The sequence below is a fragment of the Candidatus Magnetaquicoccus inordinatus genome, assembly GCF_004217665.1.
Classification (GTDB): Bacteria; Pseudomonadota; Magnetococcia; order Magnetococcales; family Magnetaquicoccaceae; genus Magnetaquicoccus; species Magnetaquicoccus inordinatus.
The window spans coordinates 5967-24759 of sequence record NZ_RXIU01000007.1 but is presented as its reverse complement, the minus strand read 5'-3'; the positions used below and the strand labels follow the sequence as shown (position 1 = coordinate 24759).

Genomic DNA, 18793 nt, shown 5'->3' with positions numbered 1-18793 from the left:
TTAACTGGTTGATCATGGCTCTGCTGATTTGGCCACTCACTGGGTGGAGCGAAACAGTTGCCAAAGCTGGAGATTGGAAATTAAGTCTTGAAGAGGTTGACAAGGCTTTGGCGGATAAGCTTCATGAATTGCGGGAGACCCGCATTCAAGAGATGGTCATTGAACATTTGTTGAGCAAAGAGGCTAAAGCATTAGGTGTTTCTGCTGCAGATCTGTTGGAAAAACAGGTAGATGCCAAAGTAGCTCCACCAAGCAAAGAGGAGGTTGCAGCATTTATTGCCACCAATCGCAGCCGCTTGCCCAATGAAGGGCAAGGCATGGAAGATCGTATTCGGGAGTTCATGCTGGACAAAAAACGGGATCAGGCACGCGAGGAGTATATGAAGGTGCTGTGGGAGCGCCACAAAGTAGAGATCCTTTTGCATCCACCTCGTGTCAGCGTCAACGCTCCCAATGATTTGTCACGGGGCAATGCCAATGCACCCATCACTTTGATTGAATTTTCTGATTTTGAGTGCCCCTATTGCCGACGTGCTCAGCCGGTGTTGCGCTCTTTGGAAAAGGAGTATGGTGATAAAATCCGCTTTGTATTTCGGCACTATCCTTTACCCTTTCATGAGCAGGCTCCCAAAGCCTCTGAGGCTGCCCAATGTGCGGCGGATCAAGGCCAATTTTGGCAATTTCATGCGGCATTATTCACGGAAGGTACAGCACTTGCCCCGGCTGATTTGAAAAAAACAGCGGGTAAATTGGGTTTGAAACAGAACCAGTTCGATGAATGTCTGGATAGTGGCCGGCATGCCGGGCGTGTCGCCCAGGATACTGCTGAAGGCAAACAGTTGGGCATTACTGGCACCCCAACCTTTTTTGTCAACGGTATTCGCTTAGTGGGAGCAGTGCCTTTGGAGCGCTTCAAGCAGATTATCGATAGTGAATTGAAGGCCAAATAGAGCAGCAAAGTGTACAGCGGCCGGTAGAACATGCGACCGGTCGCTGTTTATCTAGTCACTAATCAACAGTTCTTGCAGAATTGCTTCTCCGTCCTGAATCAGATAACCATTCATTTCCAGCCGTCCGCTGGTCAACAGAGAAACAATCAGGTAGAGAGTGTTGGGATAGTGGGCCTGTTGCCGATCAGTAAGCGATGGCACAGCTTCACTATCGGGATGGCTGTGATAGATGGCCACCAGATCCTCACCTGTTTCTCGCAACTGGCGCAGCACCTGAATCAAAGCACTCTCATCGGCATAAAAACGGCGACCATCTTGCGATTGGTTGGGCAATGGATGCCAGGCGCTCGCTGTTTTACCCTGGCCAGAGAGCAATCCAACACACTCTGCAGGTAAAGAGCGTCGGGCATGATCCAGAATACGGTTAAGAAGAGGTCGCGGAATGGTCCACATAGGTGTAACTCCCAGCATGGTCACCGGTTGCACTTTTCTGTCTGTTCAGGCACAGTGACTGAATAAAGCACAAAAGCGATAGCCAAAAGGTTGGCTGTCGAAAGGGTAGGGTGGATAGCCTGTCGGCGTCAAGGGCGCACGGCTTGGGCTGGCAAATGGATAGCGCATGGTCGGCAGCGGAAATAATGAAGGCATATTTGCAACGATTAAATCCTGATAATGGGCAAATCTGGTACTATTCGGTACAGATTCAGCGTGATTTACTGGGTCAGTGGCAGGTGATTCGGGAATGGGGTCGCAGTGGTTCACCGGGCACAGTGCGTCATGCGCTTTATGAAAACTATCTACAAGCTACCGATGGGATGAGTCAGTTGCTGGAACAGTTGGTGAAGCGGGGGTATCATGTGGTGATGCGTGAGGGCTCCAAACCGGCTTTAGCAGCATATTTGCAAGGAGAAAATGATCATGAGCCTGATTCATGATATTTTTGAAACGGGTGCGTTGCAGGTAAATTGTCAACTGTTGGGCAGCGAGGAGAGTGGTGAAGCCTTGTTGATCGATCCAGGTGGCGATGCTGAGCGTCTGTTGCTGCACCTGCAGCGTTATCGTTTACGTTTGACCCATATCATCAATACGCACGGCCATTTTGATCATATTGGTGCCGTGGCGGAGTTGCAGCATAAAACGGGATGTCAATTTTGGATTCACGAAGCGGATCGACTCTTGGTTGAGGCGGCACCAGCACATGCTGCTTCTTGGGGGTTACCCTTTGGTAAAATACCGCGCATGGATCGCACTCTCCACGACAAAGAGATTTTGCAGGTTGCCGGTATAGAGCTGGAGGTGATTCATACACCCGGTCATACCCAAGGTGGAGTGTGCCTCAAATGGGGTCACGAGATGGCAACAGGTGATACACTGTTTGCCGGATCCATAGGGCGCACCGATCTGCCAGGCGGCAACACCAGTCGCTTGCTGCAATCGATCCGCAGCCGTTTATTGACAATGGATAACAAGATTATTTGCCATCCTGGCCATGGCCCCTCTACAACCATAGGCCAGGAAAAACATAATAATCCCTACCTCTAGGGGAGCGCTGAGCGCTTAGCTTGCTGCCACCTCAGAGAGTAGGCGGTGCACCAAAGATTCCAATTCAGAGGGTGAAAGATATTCGAGAATCACCTTGCCTTTTCCGCGCACCTGGGTGATGGTTACTTTACTGCCCAAAGTGGCGGCAAGTCGGCTTTCCATCTCTACAATTGCAGGTTCCCGATGACGGCCGCGTCCTGCAACAGGTTTGCTGGGGGCGTTTTGATTGACTGGGACGCTGACATCAGCGACCTCTCCACGTTCCCGGCGCACCAACACTTCGGTTTCACGTACCGATAATCCCTGTACCGCAATCTCTTCAGCCAGTTGGATGAGACGTTCCGGCTGCTCTTCCAAACCCAGCAGAGCGCGTGCATGACCGGTGGTCAGCGTACCATTGGCAACCCAGTTCATCACCGGCTCTGGCAGACGCAACAAGCGCAATAGATTGGTGATTGCCATCCGACTTTTACCCACACGTCGGCCAATCTTCTTGTGGCTATAGTCAAACTCGCGCATCAACAGATCATAACCCCTGGCCGCTTCGATGGGGTTAAGATCCTCGCGCTGGACATTTTCCAGGATGGCCACCTCTAAAGAGGCGCTGTCATCCATTGCCCGAATCAAGGCAGGAACCTTTTCCAAACCAGCAATGGCGGCTGCTCGCCAGCGTCTCTCGCCGGCAATCAACTCATAGCGATCGCCGTTTTCCCCCAAGGGACGCACGAGAATAGGCTGCAAAATTCCTTGCTCACGAATGGATTCGGCCAGCTCTTCCAAAGCTACCGGATCCATATCACCACGTGGCTGTCGTGGATTGGGTTGAATATGCTCCACAGGAAGATGGCGAATCGACTCCTGTTCAGCTTCCATCAGTGCCGCATCACCCAAAAGTGAACCCAGGCCGCGGCCCAAGGTCATGGTTTCCATGCTCATGGTTTGGCATCCTTTTTAGTCAAAATTTCCTGAGCCAGTTGCAAATAGGCGCGAGAACCCGCCGAATGCAGATCATACCAGATGACCGGTTTGCCGAAACTGGGTGCTTCGCTAACGGCGGTATGACGGGGAATAACAGTGGTAAAAACCTTGAGTCCAAGATGCTGGCGCACCTCTTTGGCAATTTGCACCTGTCCTGAAACATTCTCATCAAACATGGTCAGGAGAATACCTCCCAGTTGCAGAGTGGGATTCAATCCCCGACGAACCAGCTCCAAAGTACGCAAAAGCTGGCTCATTCCCTCCATTGCATAAAACTCGCACTGCAGAGGCACCAGGACGCTGTCAGCAGCGACCAGCCCATTGACGGTCAGCAAGCCCAGAGAGGGGGGACAATCCAGCAGTACAAAATCATACTGATCGATTGCACCATGCAAGCGTTTACGCAGCCAGCTTTCACGAGAGCTGGCAGAAACCAATTCGATTTCCGCACCACTCAGGTCAGGAGAGGAGGGGATCACATCCAGCCAGGGTGCGACCACTGGGCGAATCACTTGCGACAGAGTACTTTGACCGATTAAAAACTGGTAGAGCGAAGGTTGCGGACCATTTTTGCGCAAGCCAAAACCGGTAGAGGCATTTCCTTGAGGGTCGCAATCAAGCAGCAAAACACGTTGTTCACAGGCAGCCAGAGTAGCCGCCAAATTGACGGCGGTGGCAGTTTTGCCTACTCCCCCTTTTTGATTGACGATGGCAATAATACGAGACATAACGTACATACATCCATTAAAATGATCAATGAATTGCCTTTTTTACCAACCGTACAATCACTCCATCTCCCTGTTGGTCAAGCGGGTGAACGACAGGATCATGAAACAATCGGCTGATGGCAGCTTGCCGCCAGGCAGAAAACTCTTCGGCATGATTACGACCTTTGAGGGCCAAATAGGCCCCCCCAGAGCGCAACAGCGGTGCCGCCAGTTCGGCGCCATAGTGCAATGACCCCAAGGCCCTGGAAACGACCAGATCATAGGATCTTTTTTCCGCCAGGCCAAGCTGTTCTGCACGCTGTGCCGATACGGCTGCCCGATTGCGCAAAGCCAATTCGCTGATTACCTGCTGCAAAAAGCTGGCTTTTTTCTGTATACTTTCGATCAGATGAATCCATTGCGTGGGCTGACACAAGATGGCCAAAACAATTCCCGGCAAACCCCCACCAGAACCGATGTCAGCGACACGGGCCTTCTTGGGAAAAAATTGCAGAAGGGGGAGAGCATCCAACAGGTGTCGTGTCAGCAAATTATCGACGGCGGAGGGACCAATCAGATTAAAGCGCTGATTGGTAGCCAGCAAAAGGGCGCTATAGCGTTGTAAATCCAGTTTTTGCTGATCGCTCAAGGCATGACCCAATATCTCTTCCATGCTGGTAAAACAGGCAAGCCAGGCGCTCTCCGTATAGGGAATTGCCAAGTGATCCATCTGTTTTTTTACACTCCACTCAAAACAAGTTGCCGGGATGGCAGAGGGTTGTCCCGGCAAACCCTTCATAGATACGCGGAAAAAACCATTTGAACAAGCAAAATGCTGATTTTCTCTTGCATTGTATTGAATTTTTTTCCAGTCTGTAAGGGATTCGTCAACAAGCGCCTGCTGACTGCTGGCGTAAGAATTGCGTGCAAAAGATGCACACGCAACCAAGACAATGAGGCGAGCATATGAGCACCTGGAAAAAATTGGTCTCCCAGTTGACTGGGGGAGACAAAAAAGCAAAAAAAATTGAAGCATTGGTCAATGTGGAAGAGGAAGAGAACACCATTGTGACCGATGAGTTCCGCATCATCGAAATGCTGATGCATGTCATAGATGCCAAATCAGAGGTGTTGTTGACATTCGGCAACAAGGTTTTGATCTACAAGGCCCATTTTCTCCCTGAAAAAGAGAGTGGACCCGGCGCCAGTGAAGAGCCTTCCAGCGAATATATCCGCAACAAGCTCTATATTGTCATAGGTCAGACGGATCCTCCAGGTGGCCGCATCAAGTTGGCCAATGGACAACCTGCAACCTTTTCCTTTGTGTATGGCAGTAAATTTAATGAGTTTACTGGCGGTATTTACCAGGCCGTTCCAGACAGCATGGCGCAAACAGGAGCAGGAGGAGTCCCGCAGCGACCGGGTATTGCAGCCATGCCTGGCATGCCTGGTACTGGCCCCCGCCCTGGTATGCCCGCCATGCCGTTGCGACCGGGAATGGCGCCTATGGTACCCTTGCGCACAGTTAAACCAATGACTCCTCCCCCCGGCACCCCGGAAGTTACCGCTGCACCGGATTCAGAGGCAGCGACGGTGTACAAAATCACCTTTCCCGAAAAATTGTTCAGCAAACCACAACGACGAGCGGCAGTACGCATCAAATATTATCCAGAGGCGCGTGTTGTCCTCAGTATCAGTCGTGAAGCTGGCACGACGTTCATGGCAACAATTGCCGATATTGGTATTGGCGGGGTCTGCTTTTATCTGCCAGCGGAAGAGGCACAACTCTCCGAAGGAGCTGAAGTGGATATCTCCTTCACCTGGGAGGAGGGTGAAAGAGAGGTTTCAGTAAAAGGAACCTTGATTAAAATGGGTACCCGGCACAGCAAACCGGCTGGACAGATTGTGTTCAACATCGATTCCTATGAGCATGTGCGGGAGATCGGTGAGATGGTAGCGCATGTGGAACGCTCTCGTTTGCAGATGCGGAAACATGCCGTAGTATAACCACAAACAGATTAACAACCAATATCGGTGATCTAAACCTGCGCCGGATCAGGTTATTCGCAAAGATAGGGAGAGATTCGTGATCAACGTCAAAACCAAAAGGCAGGTCAGAAAGCCACGCAATATTGTGGAAATTTTGATGGTCGCCATCGAGGAGAATGCCCTGGTGGATGTGATTATCCAACCTTCCGGGGTACGCACCAATGCCTTTTTTGTTTGCCAGGATGGCAATATGGGTAAGCGTGAATCTCTTTTGCTCACCTCGCTGAACACGGCTGAGGAGATTCGCGCCTGTCGCGAAAGTACTGGTATTAAAATATTTTCCCAAACCGTGCGCTATTTGATTGAGTTGGATGGCAAATTTATTGATACAGTCGAGGTGCGCGGCACGCCCTGTATTCGCCTGGCCTTTCCAGATGTGGTCTATATTTCGGCTCAGGCACGCCAATTCAGTCGGCGCCGGGTGCCCTTCAGCATCGATATGCCTATCACCATCGATATGAAAAATGATCGCCCCTTCAAGGCCAGGGTCTTTGATATTGCTGTGGGTGGCTGCTCTTTCATTCGCCATGTTGATGAGTCCCATCTTTTCAAGCCAACCTTTCCCAAAGGGACCTCTTTGAAGGGGACAGTACACTCCCCTGATCGCACCAATCCCTATGAGATTCCGGTTACTGCGGTAGTGCGCAAAATATTTACCATGCGCAACCGCTATAATGAAATCATGGAGTTGATCGGTGCTGAATTTACCTTGATAGCCACTGATGCCCGCGGTGATTTTAACAAATTGATGCGTTTCATCGACGATGAATTTGCCCGCACGCGCAATCAAACCAATCCCGTTATTGATCGCTGCGTCTTGGAACAGGAAGGGTTGGAAGGCAATTATGGTGAAGTGCAGCAGGCGGTGGAATCGGGTGATCCTGATTTGATGCTGGGTTTGCTCTCGATCTGGCGCATGGATCCCAGTGCACGTCGGGCATTGATCAGCGGTATCATCAAAATCGGTATGACCCGTTCTGGTATTTCTGCGCAATTGGTCACCGCTTTGCAGATTATTGCCACTATTGAATGGTCTCCAGATGCCGATATACTGGTGGAGGCGGTAATCGAACGTCGACATGTCTCCAGCGCCTTGCGGGTGTTGGAAATCATTCCCGAAGATTCGGTCAATACCGATGCTTTGGTCAAGATGATCGTCATGCACAGCTCTCCAGAAAAATTATTGGAAGCAGTACGTATCTGTGCCAACAAACCGCGTATTCAGCAACATCTGTTACCCGTTCTCTCCCGCACTGCACCGGTAAAATATCTGATTGAAGCCTACCAATATATCCATAAAGAGTCACCCATGATGGAAGGGGTATTGGAGTTGATTCTGGATAAGGCAAAATCAACAATGGAATTGATGCCTTTGATCCGTTCGGTGGAGGATGTCAATTCGGCAGTATTTTTGAAACTGATTCAACGTTTTGCCAAAGGAGCACCGATCAAGGAGTTGGTCAAACTGTTGGAGATTCAGGTCAGCGATAAAACCCAAGTGGGTGAATTTTTGGTAATGGAGATTGTTGCCCGTGGCAAACCAGAGCATATCCTGGAAACCTTCAACTATGTCAGCATGGACTCCTTCTCTTCGGTGGCTTTGGCCTATGGTTTGGTAAAATGCGGTCTTCCCTATCAATGGGAGGTAGCACTTTCCAAAACAGAGACTTTGCCCAGAGCAGCCGTCATTTTGCGTCATGCCTCCTTGAAGCAATCTCTGGAAGAGACACCTGGGTTTAATTTGGGCAACATTTCGCGCATGCTCAAATTGGACAAGAGTGTAGAACAGAATAATCTGGCTTTGGCCAAGATTGAAAAGCAGGCGAAAAAGTTGCTGATTGATACCGAAGACCGTTTGTGTCGTCTATCGGAGATTTTGCACGGCCAAGTAACGGGTCGCTTGAAACGGGCCTAAGCAGCAGTTGTATTCTCGATGGAGTTCCAGCCACCCTTGCCAAGTGGCTGGAACCTGGTTAGCCTCTCTTCTTTGGAACAAAGGCAAGAACCTGCATGGCAGGTGCAGCATTGCTTTTTTTCTGACAGGTACCAGTTGTACATCCGCACCCTTTGCCGCTAGCGATAAAGCTGCTTCTTACAAAACGCAGCAGTTGTATTAAGCTGAGCAGCAAAAGCAGCCAACCGACAAGATCCCCCCAGGCAGACATTACAAAAGCCCTCCCACAGTATGGACCGTCCAGGCTGACAACCAGGCAAGAGACAAACCGAAGCTCGCAGAAAGCAGTGGCCAGCGCCAGCTCATTGTCTCACGGCGAATCACCGCGATGGTAGCCAGACAGGGAATATATAAAAGTGTGAAGAGCATAAACCCATAGGCGACATGGCGAGGCATGGCATGGGTTAATTTTTCTTGCAACAACTCCTCTTGCAATTGCTCTTTATTGCCGCTGTGATACAACACTCCCAGGGTGGAGATCACCACCTCTTTGGCGACAAAACCGGTCAACAAGGCAATCGAGGCGCGCCAATCAAATCCAAGAGGTGCAAAAATGGGTTGGATCCAGCGCCCCAACTGTCCCAGATAACGTCCTTCCTGCTCGGCAGCACTCTGTTCCGCCTGCAGAGCCTTGATAGCCTCCTGGCGCTCTTTTCCTTCTGGCAGTTGCATTTCAATCGCGGCAAGGCGCTCTTCGGGATTCCAAGGAAGCGTCACCTCACGGGGATAGGCTTGCAGAAACCAGATAATGATCGAGCCGGCCAAGATCACCCCACCCATTTTCTTTAAAAATTCCACTGCTTTTTCCCACATATGGCGAACCACCGAACGCAAAGTGGGCAAACGATATGGTGGCAGTTCCAAGACAAACGGCTCTGAAATACCTTTGAACAGGGTTTTTTTCAGCAGCAGGGCACTGAGCAGAGCTGTGACAATACCGATCATATAGATGGAAAAGAGTACTGAACCCTCATGCTCAGGAAAAAAGGCGGCTGCAAAAAGAACGAAGACCGGCAATCTGGCAGAACAGCTCATAAACGGATTGATCAAGATGGTGACCAGCCGATCACGGGGATGCTCCATGGCACGAGTTGCCATAATGGCCGGTACGTTACAGCCAAAACCCATCAGCAGCGGAATAAAGGCTTTGCCATGTAAACCGATGATGTGCATGGCTCGGTCGGTCAGAAAAGCGACCCGTGCCATGTAGCCCGAATCTTCAAACAGAGCGATAAAAAGAAACAGCAGAATGATGGTTGGCAAAAAGACTGCCACCCCCCCGACCCCGGGTAGAATTCCTCCGGTCAAAACTTCCCGCAACAGTGAAGGTGCCAGCAACTCTGCAGCCTGTTCAGTGAGCCAGGAAAAAAGATTATTAATCACCTCTGCAGGCACTTTGCCCAAGGTAAAGGTGGTTTGAAACATGACCCACATCGACAGAAAGAAGAGTGGCAACCCCAGCAATCGATGCAGCAGAATACCATCCAGACGTTCACCAAGGGTCAGGGTACCGACGGCAAAAAACTGCTGCTGTACGGTCTCTTTGAGCAACCCACGGATAAAACCATAGCGACCGTTGGCCAACAACACCTCAGCGGGATCACCGTGCATGGCCGCCAAATGATAGCGTTCTGCCTCCCCCTGAATCGCCAGGTGTTCGTTTGGCGGCGGCGCACCGGGTAGCCCTTGATTGCCTTCCAAGAGCTGAATAGCACGCCAGCGTGCTTGCTGCTGATATTGTTTGCCGAGGTGGGTCTGGATATGCTGGGTCAAGCGGCCGATGGCCTCTTCCAAATGGCTGTCATAGCGCACACTCACTCCCCGACGCTGCAGTTTATTTTCAGCCTCCTCGACCAAAAGATCCAACAGAGCATCAACTCCCTCACCAGTACGGGCAACGGTCATGAGAGCCGGTCCATCCAACAAGGTGCTCAAGAGAGGCAGATTGATGGTGATCCCTTTTCGACGTGCTTCATCCGCCATATTGAGAACATAAACGCGCGGTCTGCCCGATTCGATCAACTGGGTAGTCAAAAACAGATTACGCTCCAGATTGCCGGCATCCATGATATTGAGAATCAGATCATATTCATTACCCAACAAATATTCCTGAGCCAGCTTTTCTTCCATGGTCAAGGTTGACAGGGAATAGGTACCGGGTAGATCGATAAACCGCAACAACCATCCTTTATGCAGAGTTTCACCCTCTTTGCGCGCAACCGTCACCCCACTGAAATTGGCAACGCGCTGCCGTGCACCAGTCAAACGATTAAAGAGCGCTGATTTGCCACAATTGGGATTTCCGGCCAAGGCAATGGTGACAGTTTTTTGGGCAGAATCTGACATCAAGCATCTCCATGCAGGCTATCCACTCAGGATGCCGCTTCCAGGATAACAGAACGAGCCTCTTCATTGCGCAAGCTCAGTTGAAAACCAGCTACACGATACAAACGCGGATCGCCCAAAGGTGCAGTTTGCCGCGCCTCTACCTGCGCACCTTGAACCAATCCCATCTCTGCCAAACGGCGCTTCAACTTATTTTCTCCAGCAATTTTATGCACTACACCTTGCACACCATGTGGCAAATCATAAAGAGTCTTGGCAGCCATACATTCCTCCAATACCGATAAAGAGAATCATTCTCAGTAATACTATCTCATTTCCAACCCTCTGTCAAGCGCATGGCCTATATTTCCATATATAATTATTCTCGCTCTAGTTTTCCCAAAACCTGCAACGCCGAGAAAAAACTAGAGCGGCAAACGGCGTAGAGCCTCATCAAAATCATATCGCTCTACGGCAACAGCGACCAAATGCAGACGCTCGCTCATGGCAGTCGCCTCTGCTTGACGCAGCAGTTCGGCTACCAGCTCAATAGCCTCTGGATCGCTCTCTTCCAGCAAAGAGCGCAGACGCAACATACCATTGTGCAAAGCGAGCGGATTTGTAGCGGGAGGAGGGGATTGCTCTTCCTCCGTCAGGGAAGACAAAGCCGAGAGAAGCCTCTGCAAGAGCACCTCTGTTGCAGAGAGAAGGGAGGCAAGCGATGCCTCATCACACTTTTGCATACAACCCATTTCCAAGGCGGCAGCCGCCTCTTGCAGCAGATGCGCACCGATATTGCCTGCTGTTCCCTTCAGCGTATGGGCCAAGCGAATCATGGTGTCATGATCCGCTTGTTGACGGGCCGCATGGAAAGCGCTGACAAAATCATTTTGGGTAGCCGCAAAACGCCGCAACAGACGTTTATAAAGAGGAAAATTATTCATACTGGTTGCCAATCCCGCTTTGACATCGACATCGGGAAGTTCAGGCAGCAGCGTGTTGTGTGTGACAACGGCTGGGGATGGCTGGGGGTTTGACTCAGGCATCTTTCCTGCTGCCGGTTTAATCCAACGGGCCAAGGTGGCAAACATCTCCGCAACATTGAGTGGTTTGGCTATGTGATCCACCATACCGGCATCCAGAACCTTTTCCCGATCACCGGCCATGGTGTTGGCAGTCATGGCGATGATTGGCAAGGCTGTAAACTCTGGCAGCCCACGAATCTGGGTACTGGCGGTATAGCCATCCATGATCGGCATTTGACAATCCATCAATATTCCGTCGAATGGCCCATCCTGCTGCAGCATCAGTAGCGCTTCTTCTCCATTATTGGCAACCACGACACTCATACCGGCTTGCCTGAGCAGCTCTACAGCCAACTCCTGGTTCATCTCATTATCTTCGGCCAAGAGAACCCGTGCCCCGCACAGTTGTGCCATATGATCCTGCTGTTGGGACTGTTTTTCTTGGCTACGACTCTCTTCCAGCAAGGCATGCCCGCTGGCCGTTGCGATGGCATCCCACAAGGAGGAGAGGGTGATCGGTTTGGTCAGCACTGCCTGCAACTGCACACCCTCATCGATAGCCGAATCGATCACCTCATCTTTGCCATAGGCGGTGACCAGAATTACCGCAGGGGACTGGGCAGCAAAGCGAATTTGCAACTGCCGAATGGTTTCCACCCCGTTGAGCAGCGGCATGCGCCAATCCATCAAAACCAGATCATAGGGATGATTGTGCTGCAAAGCCTGTTCAACCATGGCTAAAGCCTGCTGGCCATTGCTGGCGCTCTCCACTTCCATGGAGAGAGAGAGCAGCATATTCAGCAAGATTTCCCGAGCCACCGAGTTGTCATCGACAACCAATATATGCTGTTTGCCTACCTCTTGACGGAAAGTGTTGCGTCGGGGCATAGGTTCACGTTGCAGGCCAAACTGGACATGAAAATGAAAGGTTGAACCCTGACCAGCGCTGCTTTCCACCCATATATGACCCTGCATCAATTGGACAAGATTTTTTGAGATGGCCAACCCCAATCCAGTACCACCATATTTGCGCGTTGTGGAGCTGTCGGCCTGACTAAAGGATTGAAACATTTTACTGCACTGTTCAGGCGTCATGCCGATGCCGGTATCCTCTACCCGAAAGTGCAAAGTTACCTGCTCAGAAGTACGGGAAACCTGCTGCACACCAACAATAATTTCCCCTTTTTCAGTAAATTTTACCGCATTGTTCCCCAGGTTGAGCAAGATTTGGCCCAGGCGCAGCGGATCACCAATCAGCGCCGTAGGCAGCTCTGGATCCAGATCAAAGAGCAGCTCCAAACCTTTATCTTCGCTTTTCAGACCCAGCAGATTGGCCAGATTATCCATGACATCTTCCAGACGAAACTCAATCTGTTCCATGGTCAGTTTGCCGGCTTCAATTTTGGAAAAATCCAGAATATCGTTGATAATGCCCAGCAGGTTATCGGCAGCGCGATGAATTTTCCCAATATAATTGCGCTGTTTGCTGTCCAACTCTGTTTGCAGTGCCAGATGGGACATGCCAATGATGGCATTCATGGGGGTACGAATTTCATGGCTCATGTTGGCCAAAAACTCTGATTTGGCCTTATTGGCGACATCAGCCTCATTTTTTGCCAGACGCCACTCATTGGTACGCTCCTCCACCAATGATTCCAGATGGGCTTGATAAGAGGCCAACTCCAGTCGTGCTTTTTCGGCATCCTCGGCCAGACTCATGGCGGCCATGCGTTCGCGATGCAAGGCTTGGCTGTGCTCGGCACGCTCCCGTTCGCTCTGCTGCATATGCAGTTGCTTGATGGCAAAGGAGCCAATCAAACGGGAAAAATGGGTGAGAAAGGCCAAGATGTGGGGCAGCACCTTCTCTGCCATCACTGGCGCCTCGCGCACTGCCTGCAAATAGGCGTCGGGATCAAACGCATAGAGCTCCGCCTGGGATCGGAACAACTGTTCATCAGGTTCACCCAAATGAAATTGACCGATAAAGGCATTGGCCACATGATGACCATTGATGATGATGGGGGCGGCACAATCGGTAAGCCCATTTTTACAACGATAGATGGTAAACTCTTCTCCTGCCTGCAACTGCATCGCCAGACCGGTATCACTTTCCAGGCAGTTGGCACAGCTTTGCGGATGCACGCGATGAAAATCGGTACAGATACGCTGCCAACGTGCTGCAGCCAGCACCTTGCCTTGCAGATCAATAATCGCAGCCGCGATACCCATTGCCGAACAAAAATTACTGAACAGCTCCTGCAGATTTTCCCGTTGCAACAAATCGGCAAATTCACTGGCAATCGCCTCACTATCTGCCAGAATAGGTGGTGCGCTGGAGGGCGGTGTAGGTACAGAAAGCTCTTCGCTTTGCTCTGGAGAAGAGTAGGGGAGGGGACGGGTTAAAGCCTGACTGAGAAGATTAATCTCTTTCTTTAGTTCAATAATGCGCTCTTCTCGTCCCAGTGCCAAACGATTAAAACGCTCCAAATCCTCCACTTTTTTGCGGTCTGAGACATCAATGAAGGTGCCGACCAAACCCCCTGGTAAACCGTCTGCCCGGCGAAAACCGGAAACAAAATAGATGGTTTCATGGATTTTGCCATCGGCAAAAGGAATAGGCATTTCCCGCTGTACCGAACCCGCCTCAGCGATGACCTGTTCATCCTCGCGCTGATAGGCAATACGGTCTGCCTCCGGTAAAAACTGCAGATCCAAAACGCGCTTGCCAATCAAATCCTCACGCCGTGCGGCAAAGGTCTCTTCATAGGCGCGGTTGAAACCCCGAAAACGACTATCACTCCCTTTGTAGAATACCGGATAGGGAATGGTATCGATCAAGGCTTGTTGGAAAGTAAATTGATCACGCAAGGCCAGTTCTGCCTCTTTTCGTTCGGTAATATCCAGCAACCAACCCAATACGCCTGCCTCATTGTCATAGGTGATGGGCAAATAGGTGACCAGCATTTCCCGTTGTCGACGATCGCGCCCGATCATTTGAATCTCTTGGTTGTACAAAACTGTACCAGAACGCAAGCGTTCGACAATCTGTTCCCGCTGCTGCAGGTTGACATAGAGATCCAAAACGCTTTCCCCTGCTGTAACCCCAAACATCTCCGTAAATTTGGGATTGGCAAAATGGATCACCCCTTTGGTGGTAAAAGCGATGCCAATCGGGCTGGTATCGAGAATAAATTGCAACCGGGAACGTTCTGCCGCCAATGCCTCTTCAGCAGCTTTGCGGCTGGTGATATCACGAAACACTACCACGGTACCGAGCAGATTGCCCTCTTTGTAGACCGGAGTAGTGGCATATTCCACCGGAAAAGAGGAGCCATTCTTGCGCCACAACACTTCGCTATCGACAAAGCGTGTTGTACCGTCTACTGCTGTTAAATACATGGAGCACTCTGACTGCGGAAAGGGACGTCCATCAGGATAGTGATGGTGCAACAAGTGGTGCATATTTTGCCCGATCAACTCCTCTTCGCTAAACCCCAACAAACGGGGAACCGAAGGGTTGACAAACATCATGTTGCCTTCTGGATCGATCCCGACGATGCCATCGCTGACCGCACTTAATATCATGCGACTGCGCTCTTCCAGAATGGCCAAAGAGTCGGTGGTAGCCTTAAGCGAACTTTGTTGTTCTTCCAGAGCGGCTGTTTGCGCCTCCAGCAGTGCTGCCTGTTTTTCCATACGCTCGGCTTGGTTGCGGGTCTCCTGCAACAGATGCTGCGTTTTGGCACTGCGTTCCAATATTTCCAGGCTCATCGCCAGAATGGGCATCAAGCCATCCAACAGTGCCTGCTGTCGGCTGTCAAAGCGCTCAAAGCTGGCCAGTTCTACCACACCCAACAGAGAGTCCTGACGTAAAATGGGAATCACACTGATGGCGCGCGGCGTGCCCTCCAGCAGTGCCGAACCGATACGAATATAATCAGGAGGCGGGGAGAGCAGGGTGATCGGTTGCCGCTCCAAAGCGCACTGCCCGACCAAACCTTGGCCAAGGGCCACATATTGATCCAGATGCTTGCGTTCACGAAAAGCATAGCCGGTCAATAAACGCAACTGCTGTGTCTCCTCTTCATAGCGGTAAAAGAGCCCCTGACCTACATTGAGCAATGGGGCTACCGCCGAGAGAAAGGTTTGTGCCAACTCGGTAAACTGACTGGCCATTTGCAATTCAGAGGAGATCTGCGCCAGATGGGTTTTGATCCAGCGTTGCGACTCCATTTGCCGGGCCTCTTTTTGCAGTACCCGGATGGAGCGGGCCAGTGCACCAATCTCATTGGGATAGTCGGTATAGGGCACCTCTTGATCCAAATGGCCTGCTGCCAGCTCTTCCACCAAAGCCCGCATCTGTTCGGTAGGACGACGGATCGACAGACTAATCAGAATGCTGAAGGCCAAACCCAACCCTCCTGCCACTGCCAGCAAGATAAATGTCAGACGGGTATTCTCTTCGGCCAAATTTTGAGCATGATTGGCAGACTGGTGTGCACTCTCCTCCTGAATGCGGGTCAAATCGGTCAAGGCATCGGAGGCAGTGATGGCAGCCTGTTGAAAATCGGCACGGTTGATAAAATTGAGCAACTCATCGCGCAGACCAGCACGTTGCAGGATCAAAGCCTTATCGACATTGCGTTTATAAGAGGCAAACTGCTCTTCAAAGCGCAGCAGGCGCTGCCGTGCTTCGTTACGCACCGTGCGTTTTCGAGTCTCTTCGACCGCATAACGCAGTTGGGTTTCCGCAGTGGACATTTGCGTCATAGCCCGTTCGCGTTCGCTCTCTGTGGTAGCCAAAATGGACTGCCGCAAAGCACGACCCATTTGCGCCAATTTGGTAGCCGCCTCTTTGGCATGCGAAACACCCAACATTTCCATGTTATACAAGCGTTGAATCTCATTGTTGAGGGTGTGCAGGGTATGCAGACTGTGCCAACCCAAAGCCAAGGTACCCAACAGCATGGCGGTAAAACCAAGGATCAATTTGCCGGTCAGTGGTCGGCGTTCCAACAGGGTCATGGTGGTCAACACGCACTCCTCCCTTGGCTATCGGTCGTAACGGAGTTTGGCAGAGAGAGATGGGATCGACGCAGCTCCAGATGCAGGGCCAACAAGGTTACCCACTCTTGCAACTCTTCCACATCACTTGCAGAGGGTTGATGCAGCATCGCCACCTCCAATAGTCCCAACTGCGATTTGTTCAAGGTAATCGGCATCAGCAACAGCGTAGAGGGTCGGGCATCTCCCAAACCAGAATGGATGGTACAAAAAGAGTCCTCCGGCATGTGCAGCAGACGCATTTTTCCTTCCAAAAATGCCTGACCCAGCAACCCCTCGCCGGGCAGCAGTTGTGACGCAGGGCGCACCTGACAAGCAAAGGTGGCTACCAGTTGCAGGTATGGGCACTGATCACTCTCCCGGACATAGATGACTCCCTGCAATAGTGCAAACTGCTCATGGGCAGCCTGCAAAAACAGAGGTGCCGACTCATGGGGCGATTGACACTGCTGCAGGCGCAAGGATAGGGCTGCACGCTGTGCTTTACGGTTGGCCACAGTTGCCTGCTCCTCCAGCAAGCGTTGTAAATCAAGATGGGCGGTTTGTTGGCGATGGTGGCTTTGAAGCACGTGAAACAGGGAGATCAATACCAGTGCTGCCAGAGAGCCAACCAGCAAGCCAATATGCACACTCTCCGATAGTGGCACCGTATGGGTCAGATTTTCCATAAGGATCAATTGCCAGTTGCCACCCGGATCCTGCCACTGCAGAGAGGTGCGTGCGATGGCATAGCGATTTCCATTCCATTCCGTGATCGGCAGTTGCAAATTCACTGGAAATGGCTCTGGCTCACGATGCTCAAAGAGAGTGCCAAACTGCTTGAGGCTACGAATGGCTTGCAACCACTCTGGAGTGGCAGCAACGGTACGATGGGCGATCCATTCCGGGCGATTGCTGGCAAAAATCAAACCCTGAGGAGAGAGCAGCAAGGCAATATCAGAGTGGTTGGCCAAGACGCGGTCGATGCGCAACAGATTCATTCGTGCCGCAACAACACCAATGATCGGAGTAAAAGGGGTATACCCCTCATAAAGAGGGGCTGCAAAATAGAGGGTCCGCTCACCAGAGGTGGTGCCGACAGCAGCATAGACACTGCTCATACCCTGCAAACCATTTTGCACATAAGGGCGAAACAGTACATTAACTCCGGTCAAGGATTTGCCACTGCCCCAAAAGGTGTGGATCTCCCCTTGTCGATCGACCACATAGAGGCCAGTCACCTCCAGCGCACTACCAATCTGTTCCAAAGAACGCAGCAGAGGGGTATCGCCACTGGGAGCAGAGTGCAGGGCATCCTGCTTGACCTGTGGATCGGCCAGCCCAAGCAGATGCAGTGCTCCCATCAGATTGCCATTGACCGTTTGCGCCATTAAATCCACGCTCATCCGTTCTGTCTGCACGGTGAGCAGAGTCAAACGGGAGGCTTCCCGATATTCACGACTGACCACAGTGACCAACAGAATCAGCAGGAACAGAGAAAACAAAGCAAGCAAACTGAAAAGGCGAGTATGGGCGACAACCAGAGCAGCGAGACGATTCATGTGCGCGATGAGTCAATAGGTAACATTTGCTTGTTGCAACTGCTTGGCTTTTCTCTCCATATCCGCATCGGAATCGGCAAAGCGGGCAGCGATGGCACGAAAGGTATCGGTCAACTGCATAAAAGCCTCCACCACATCGGAATCAAAATGGCTGCCCTTGCCTTCGCTGACAATTTGTACAGCTTTTTCATGTGACATGCCGGCTTTGTACACACGGCGACTGATCAAGGCATCATAGACATCAGCCACGGCCATTAAGCGCGCTGAGATGGGAATCTCCTCACCCTGTAACCCCTGTGGATAACCGCTGCCATCCCATTTTTCCTGGTGGCTATAGGCGATCTCCTTGGCATAGTGGAGAAAGGGGACATTCATACCCAAACGATCTTCAGCTTGCTGGATGGCATCGCGACCCAGTGTGGTATGGGTCTGCATGATAACAAACTCTTCCGGGGTAAAACGACCAGGTTTAAGCATGATTTGATCGGGAATACCCACTTTACCGATATCGTGCAGAGGTGCCGATTTGAACAGGGTATCAATCATCTCCCTGCTCAGGAAAGAACTGAAACGGGGATGGGTTTGCAGATGTTCGGCCAGAGCTTTGACATAAAATTGAGTACGGCGAATATGGTTGCCGGTATCATTATCACGGGTC

The 18793-nt window shown here is 51.2% G+C and carries 14 protein-coding genes; 5 read left to right on the top strand and 9 right to left on the bottom strand.

Going from position 1 to position 18793, the window contains the following annotated elements; genetic code table 11:
* A partial coding sequence (locus EJP87_RS01350; protein ID WP_193771045.1) for a thioredoxin domain-containing protein occupies nt 1-950 on the top strand: 950 nt, incomplete at its 5' end.
* A gap of 51 nt (nt 951-1001) precedes the next feature.
* Here EJP87_RS01350 and EJP87_RS01345 read toward each other — a convergent pair.
* A complete protein-coding gene (locus EJP87_RS01345; RefSeq protein ID WP_193771044.1) occupies nt 1002-1403 on the bottom strand; it encodes a M67 family metallopeptidase in 402 nt (133 codons plus the stop codon).
* A gap of 185 nt (nt 1404-1588) precedes the next feature.
* On the opposite strand from EJP87_RS01345, the gene EJP87_RS01340 reads away from it, so the two are divergent.
* On the top strand, nt 1589-1885 hold the full coding sequence (locus EJP87_RS01340; RefSeq protein WP_193771043.1) for a WGR domain-containing protein: 297 nt from the start codon (nt 1589-1591) through the stop codon (nt 1883-1885).
* Nucleotides 1869-2492 (top strand): MBL fold metallo-hydrolase, encoded by a 624-nt coding sequence (locus EJP87_RS01335; protein WP_193771042.1) that lies wholly within the window; start codon nt 1869-1871, stop codon nt 2490-2492. Before EJP87_RS01340 ends, EJP87_RS01335 begins: the two co-directional genes overlap by 17 nt.
* 15 nt (nt 2493-2507) lie before the next feature.
* Here EJP87_RS01335 and EJP87_RS01330 read toward each other — a convergent pair whose 3' ends face one another.
* Genes EJP87_RS01330 through rsmG form a run of 3 tightly spaced genes read right to left on the bottom strand, consistent with a single transcriptional unit; the run spans nt 2508 to nt 4907 of the window.
* A complete protein-coding gene (locus tag EJP87_RS01330) occupies nt 2508-3428 on the bottom strand; it encodes a ParB/RepB/Spo0J family partition protein (RefSeq protein WP_130470060.1) in 921 nt (306 codons plus the stop codon).
* Nucleotides 3425-4198 carry a ParA family protein gene (locus EJP87_RS01325; RefSeq protein WP_130470059.1) on the bottom strand — a complete coding sequence of 258 codons (774 nt, stop codon included), beginning with the start codon at nt 4196-4198 and terminating at the stop codon, nt 3425-3427. The genes EJP87_RS01330 and EJP87_RS01325 overlap by 4 nt, the downstream gene beginning before the upstream one ends.
* A 25-nt stretch (nt 4199-4223) precedes the next feature.
* Nucleotides 4224-4907 (bottom strand): 16S rRNA (guanine(527)-N(7))-methyltransferase RsmG, encoded by a 684-nt coding sequence (rsmG, locus tag EJP87_RS01320; protein ID WP_193771041.1) that lies wholly within the window; start codon nt 4905-4907, stop codon nt 4224-4226.
* A gap of 236 nt (nt 4908-5143) precedes the next feature.
* On the opposite strand from rsmG, the gene EJP87_RS01315 reads away from it, so the two are divergent.
* Entirely contained in the window at nt 5144-6184 is a 1041-nt protein-coding gene (locus EJP87_RS01315; protein ID WP_130470057.1) for a PilZ domain-containing protein, read from the top strand.
* A gap of 79 nt (nt 6185-6263) precedes the next feature.
* Nucleotides 6264-8141 (top strand): PilZ domain-containing protein, encoded by a 1878-nt coding sequence (locus EJP87_RS01310; protein ID WP_130470056.1) that lies wholly within the window; start codon nt 6264-6266, stop codon nt 8139-8141.
* A gap of 249 nt (nt 8142-8390) precedes the next feature.
* Here EJP87_RS01310 and feoB read toward each other — a convergent pair whose 3' ends face one another.
* From feoB to EJP87_RS01265, 5 genes are all read right to left on the bottom strand, one after another.
* Nucleotides 8391-10526, bottom strand: a complete 2136-nt coding sequence (gene feoB / locus EJP87_RS01305; protein ID WP_130470055.1) for a ferrous iron transport protein B — start codon at nt 10524-10526, stop codon at nt 8391-8393.
* 26 nt (nt 10527-10552) lie between these two features.
* The gene (locus EJP87_RS01300; protein ID WP_130470054.1) at nt 10553-10789 is read right to left on the bottom strand and encodes a FeoA family protein; all 237 of its coding nucleotides are present in this window, start codon (nt 10787-10789) and stop codon (nt 10553-10555) included.
* 141 nt (nt 10790-10930) lie between these two features.
* Nucleotides 10931-16555 (bottom strand): PocR ligand-binding domain-containing protein, encoded by a 5625-nt coding sequence (locus EJP87_RS18265; protein ID WP_227657396.1) that lies wholly within the window; start codon nt 16553-16555, stop codon nt 10931-10933.
* Between the two features lie 5 nt (nt 16556-16560).
* Nucleotides 16561-18135 carry a GAF domain-containing protein gene (locus tag EJP87_RS01270; RefSeq protein ID WP_130470053.1) on the bottom strand — a complete coding sequence of 525 codons (1575 nt, stop codon included), beginning with the start codon at nt 18133-18135 and terminating at the stop codon, nt 16561-16563.
* A gap of 12 nt (nt 18136-18147) precedes the next feature.
* The coding region (locus EJP87_RS01265) for an HD-GYP domain-containing protein (RefSeq protein ID WP_130470081.1) at nt 18148-18793 on the bottom strand (646 nt) is incomplete at its 5' end.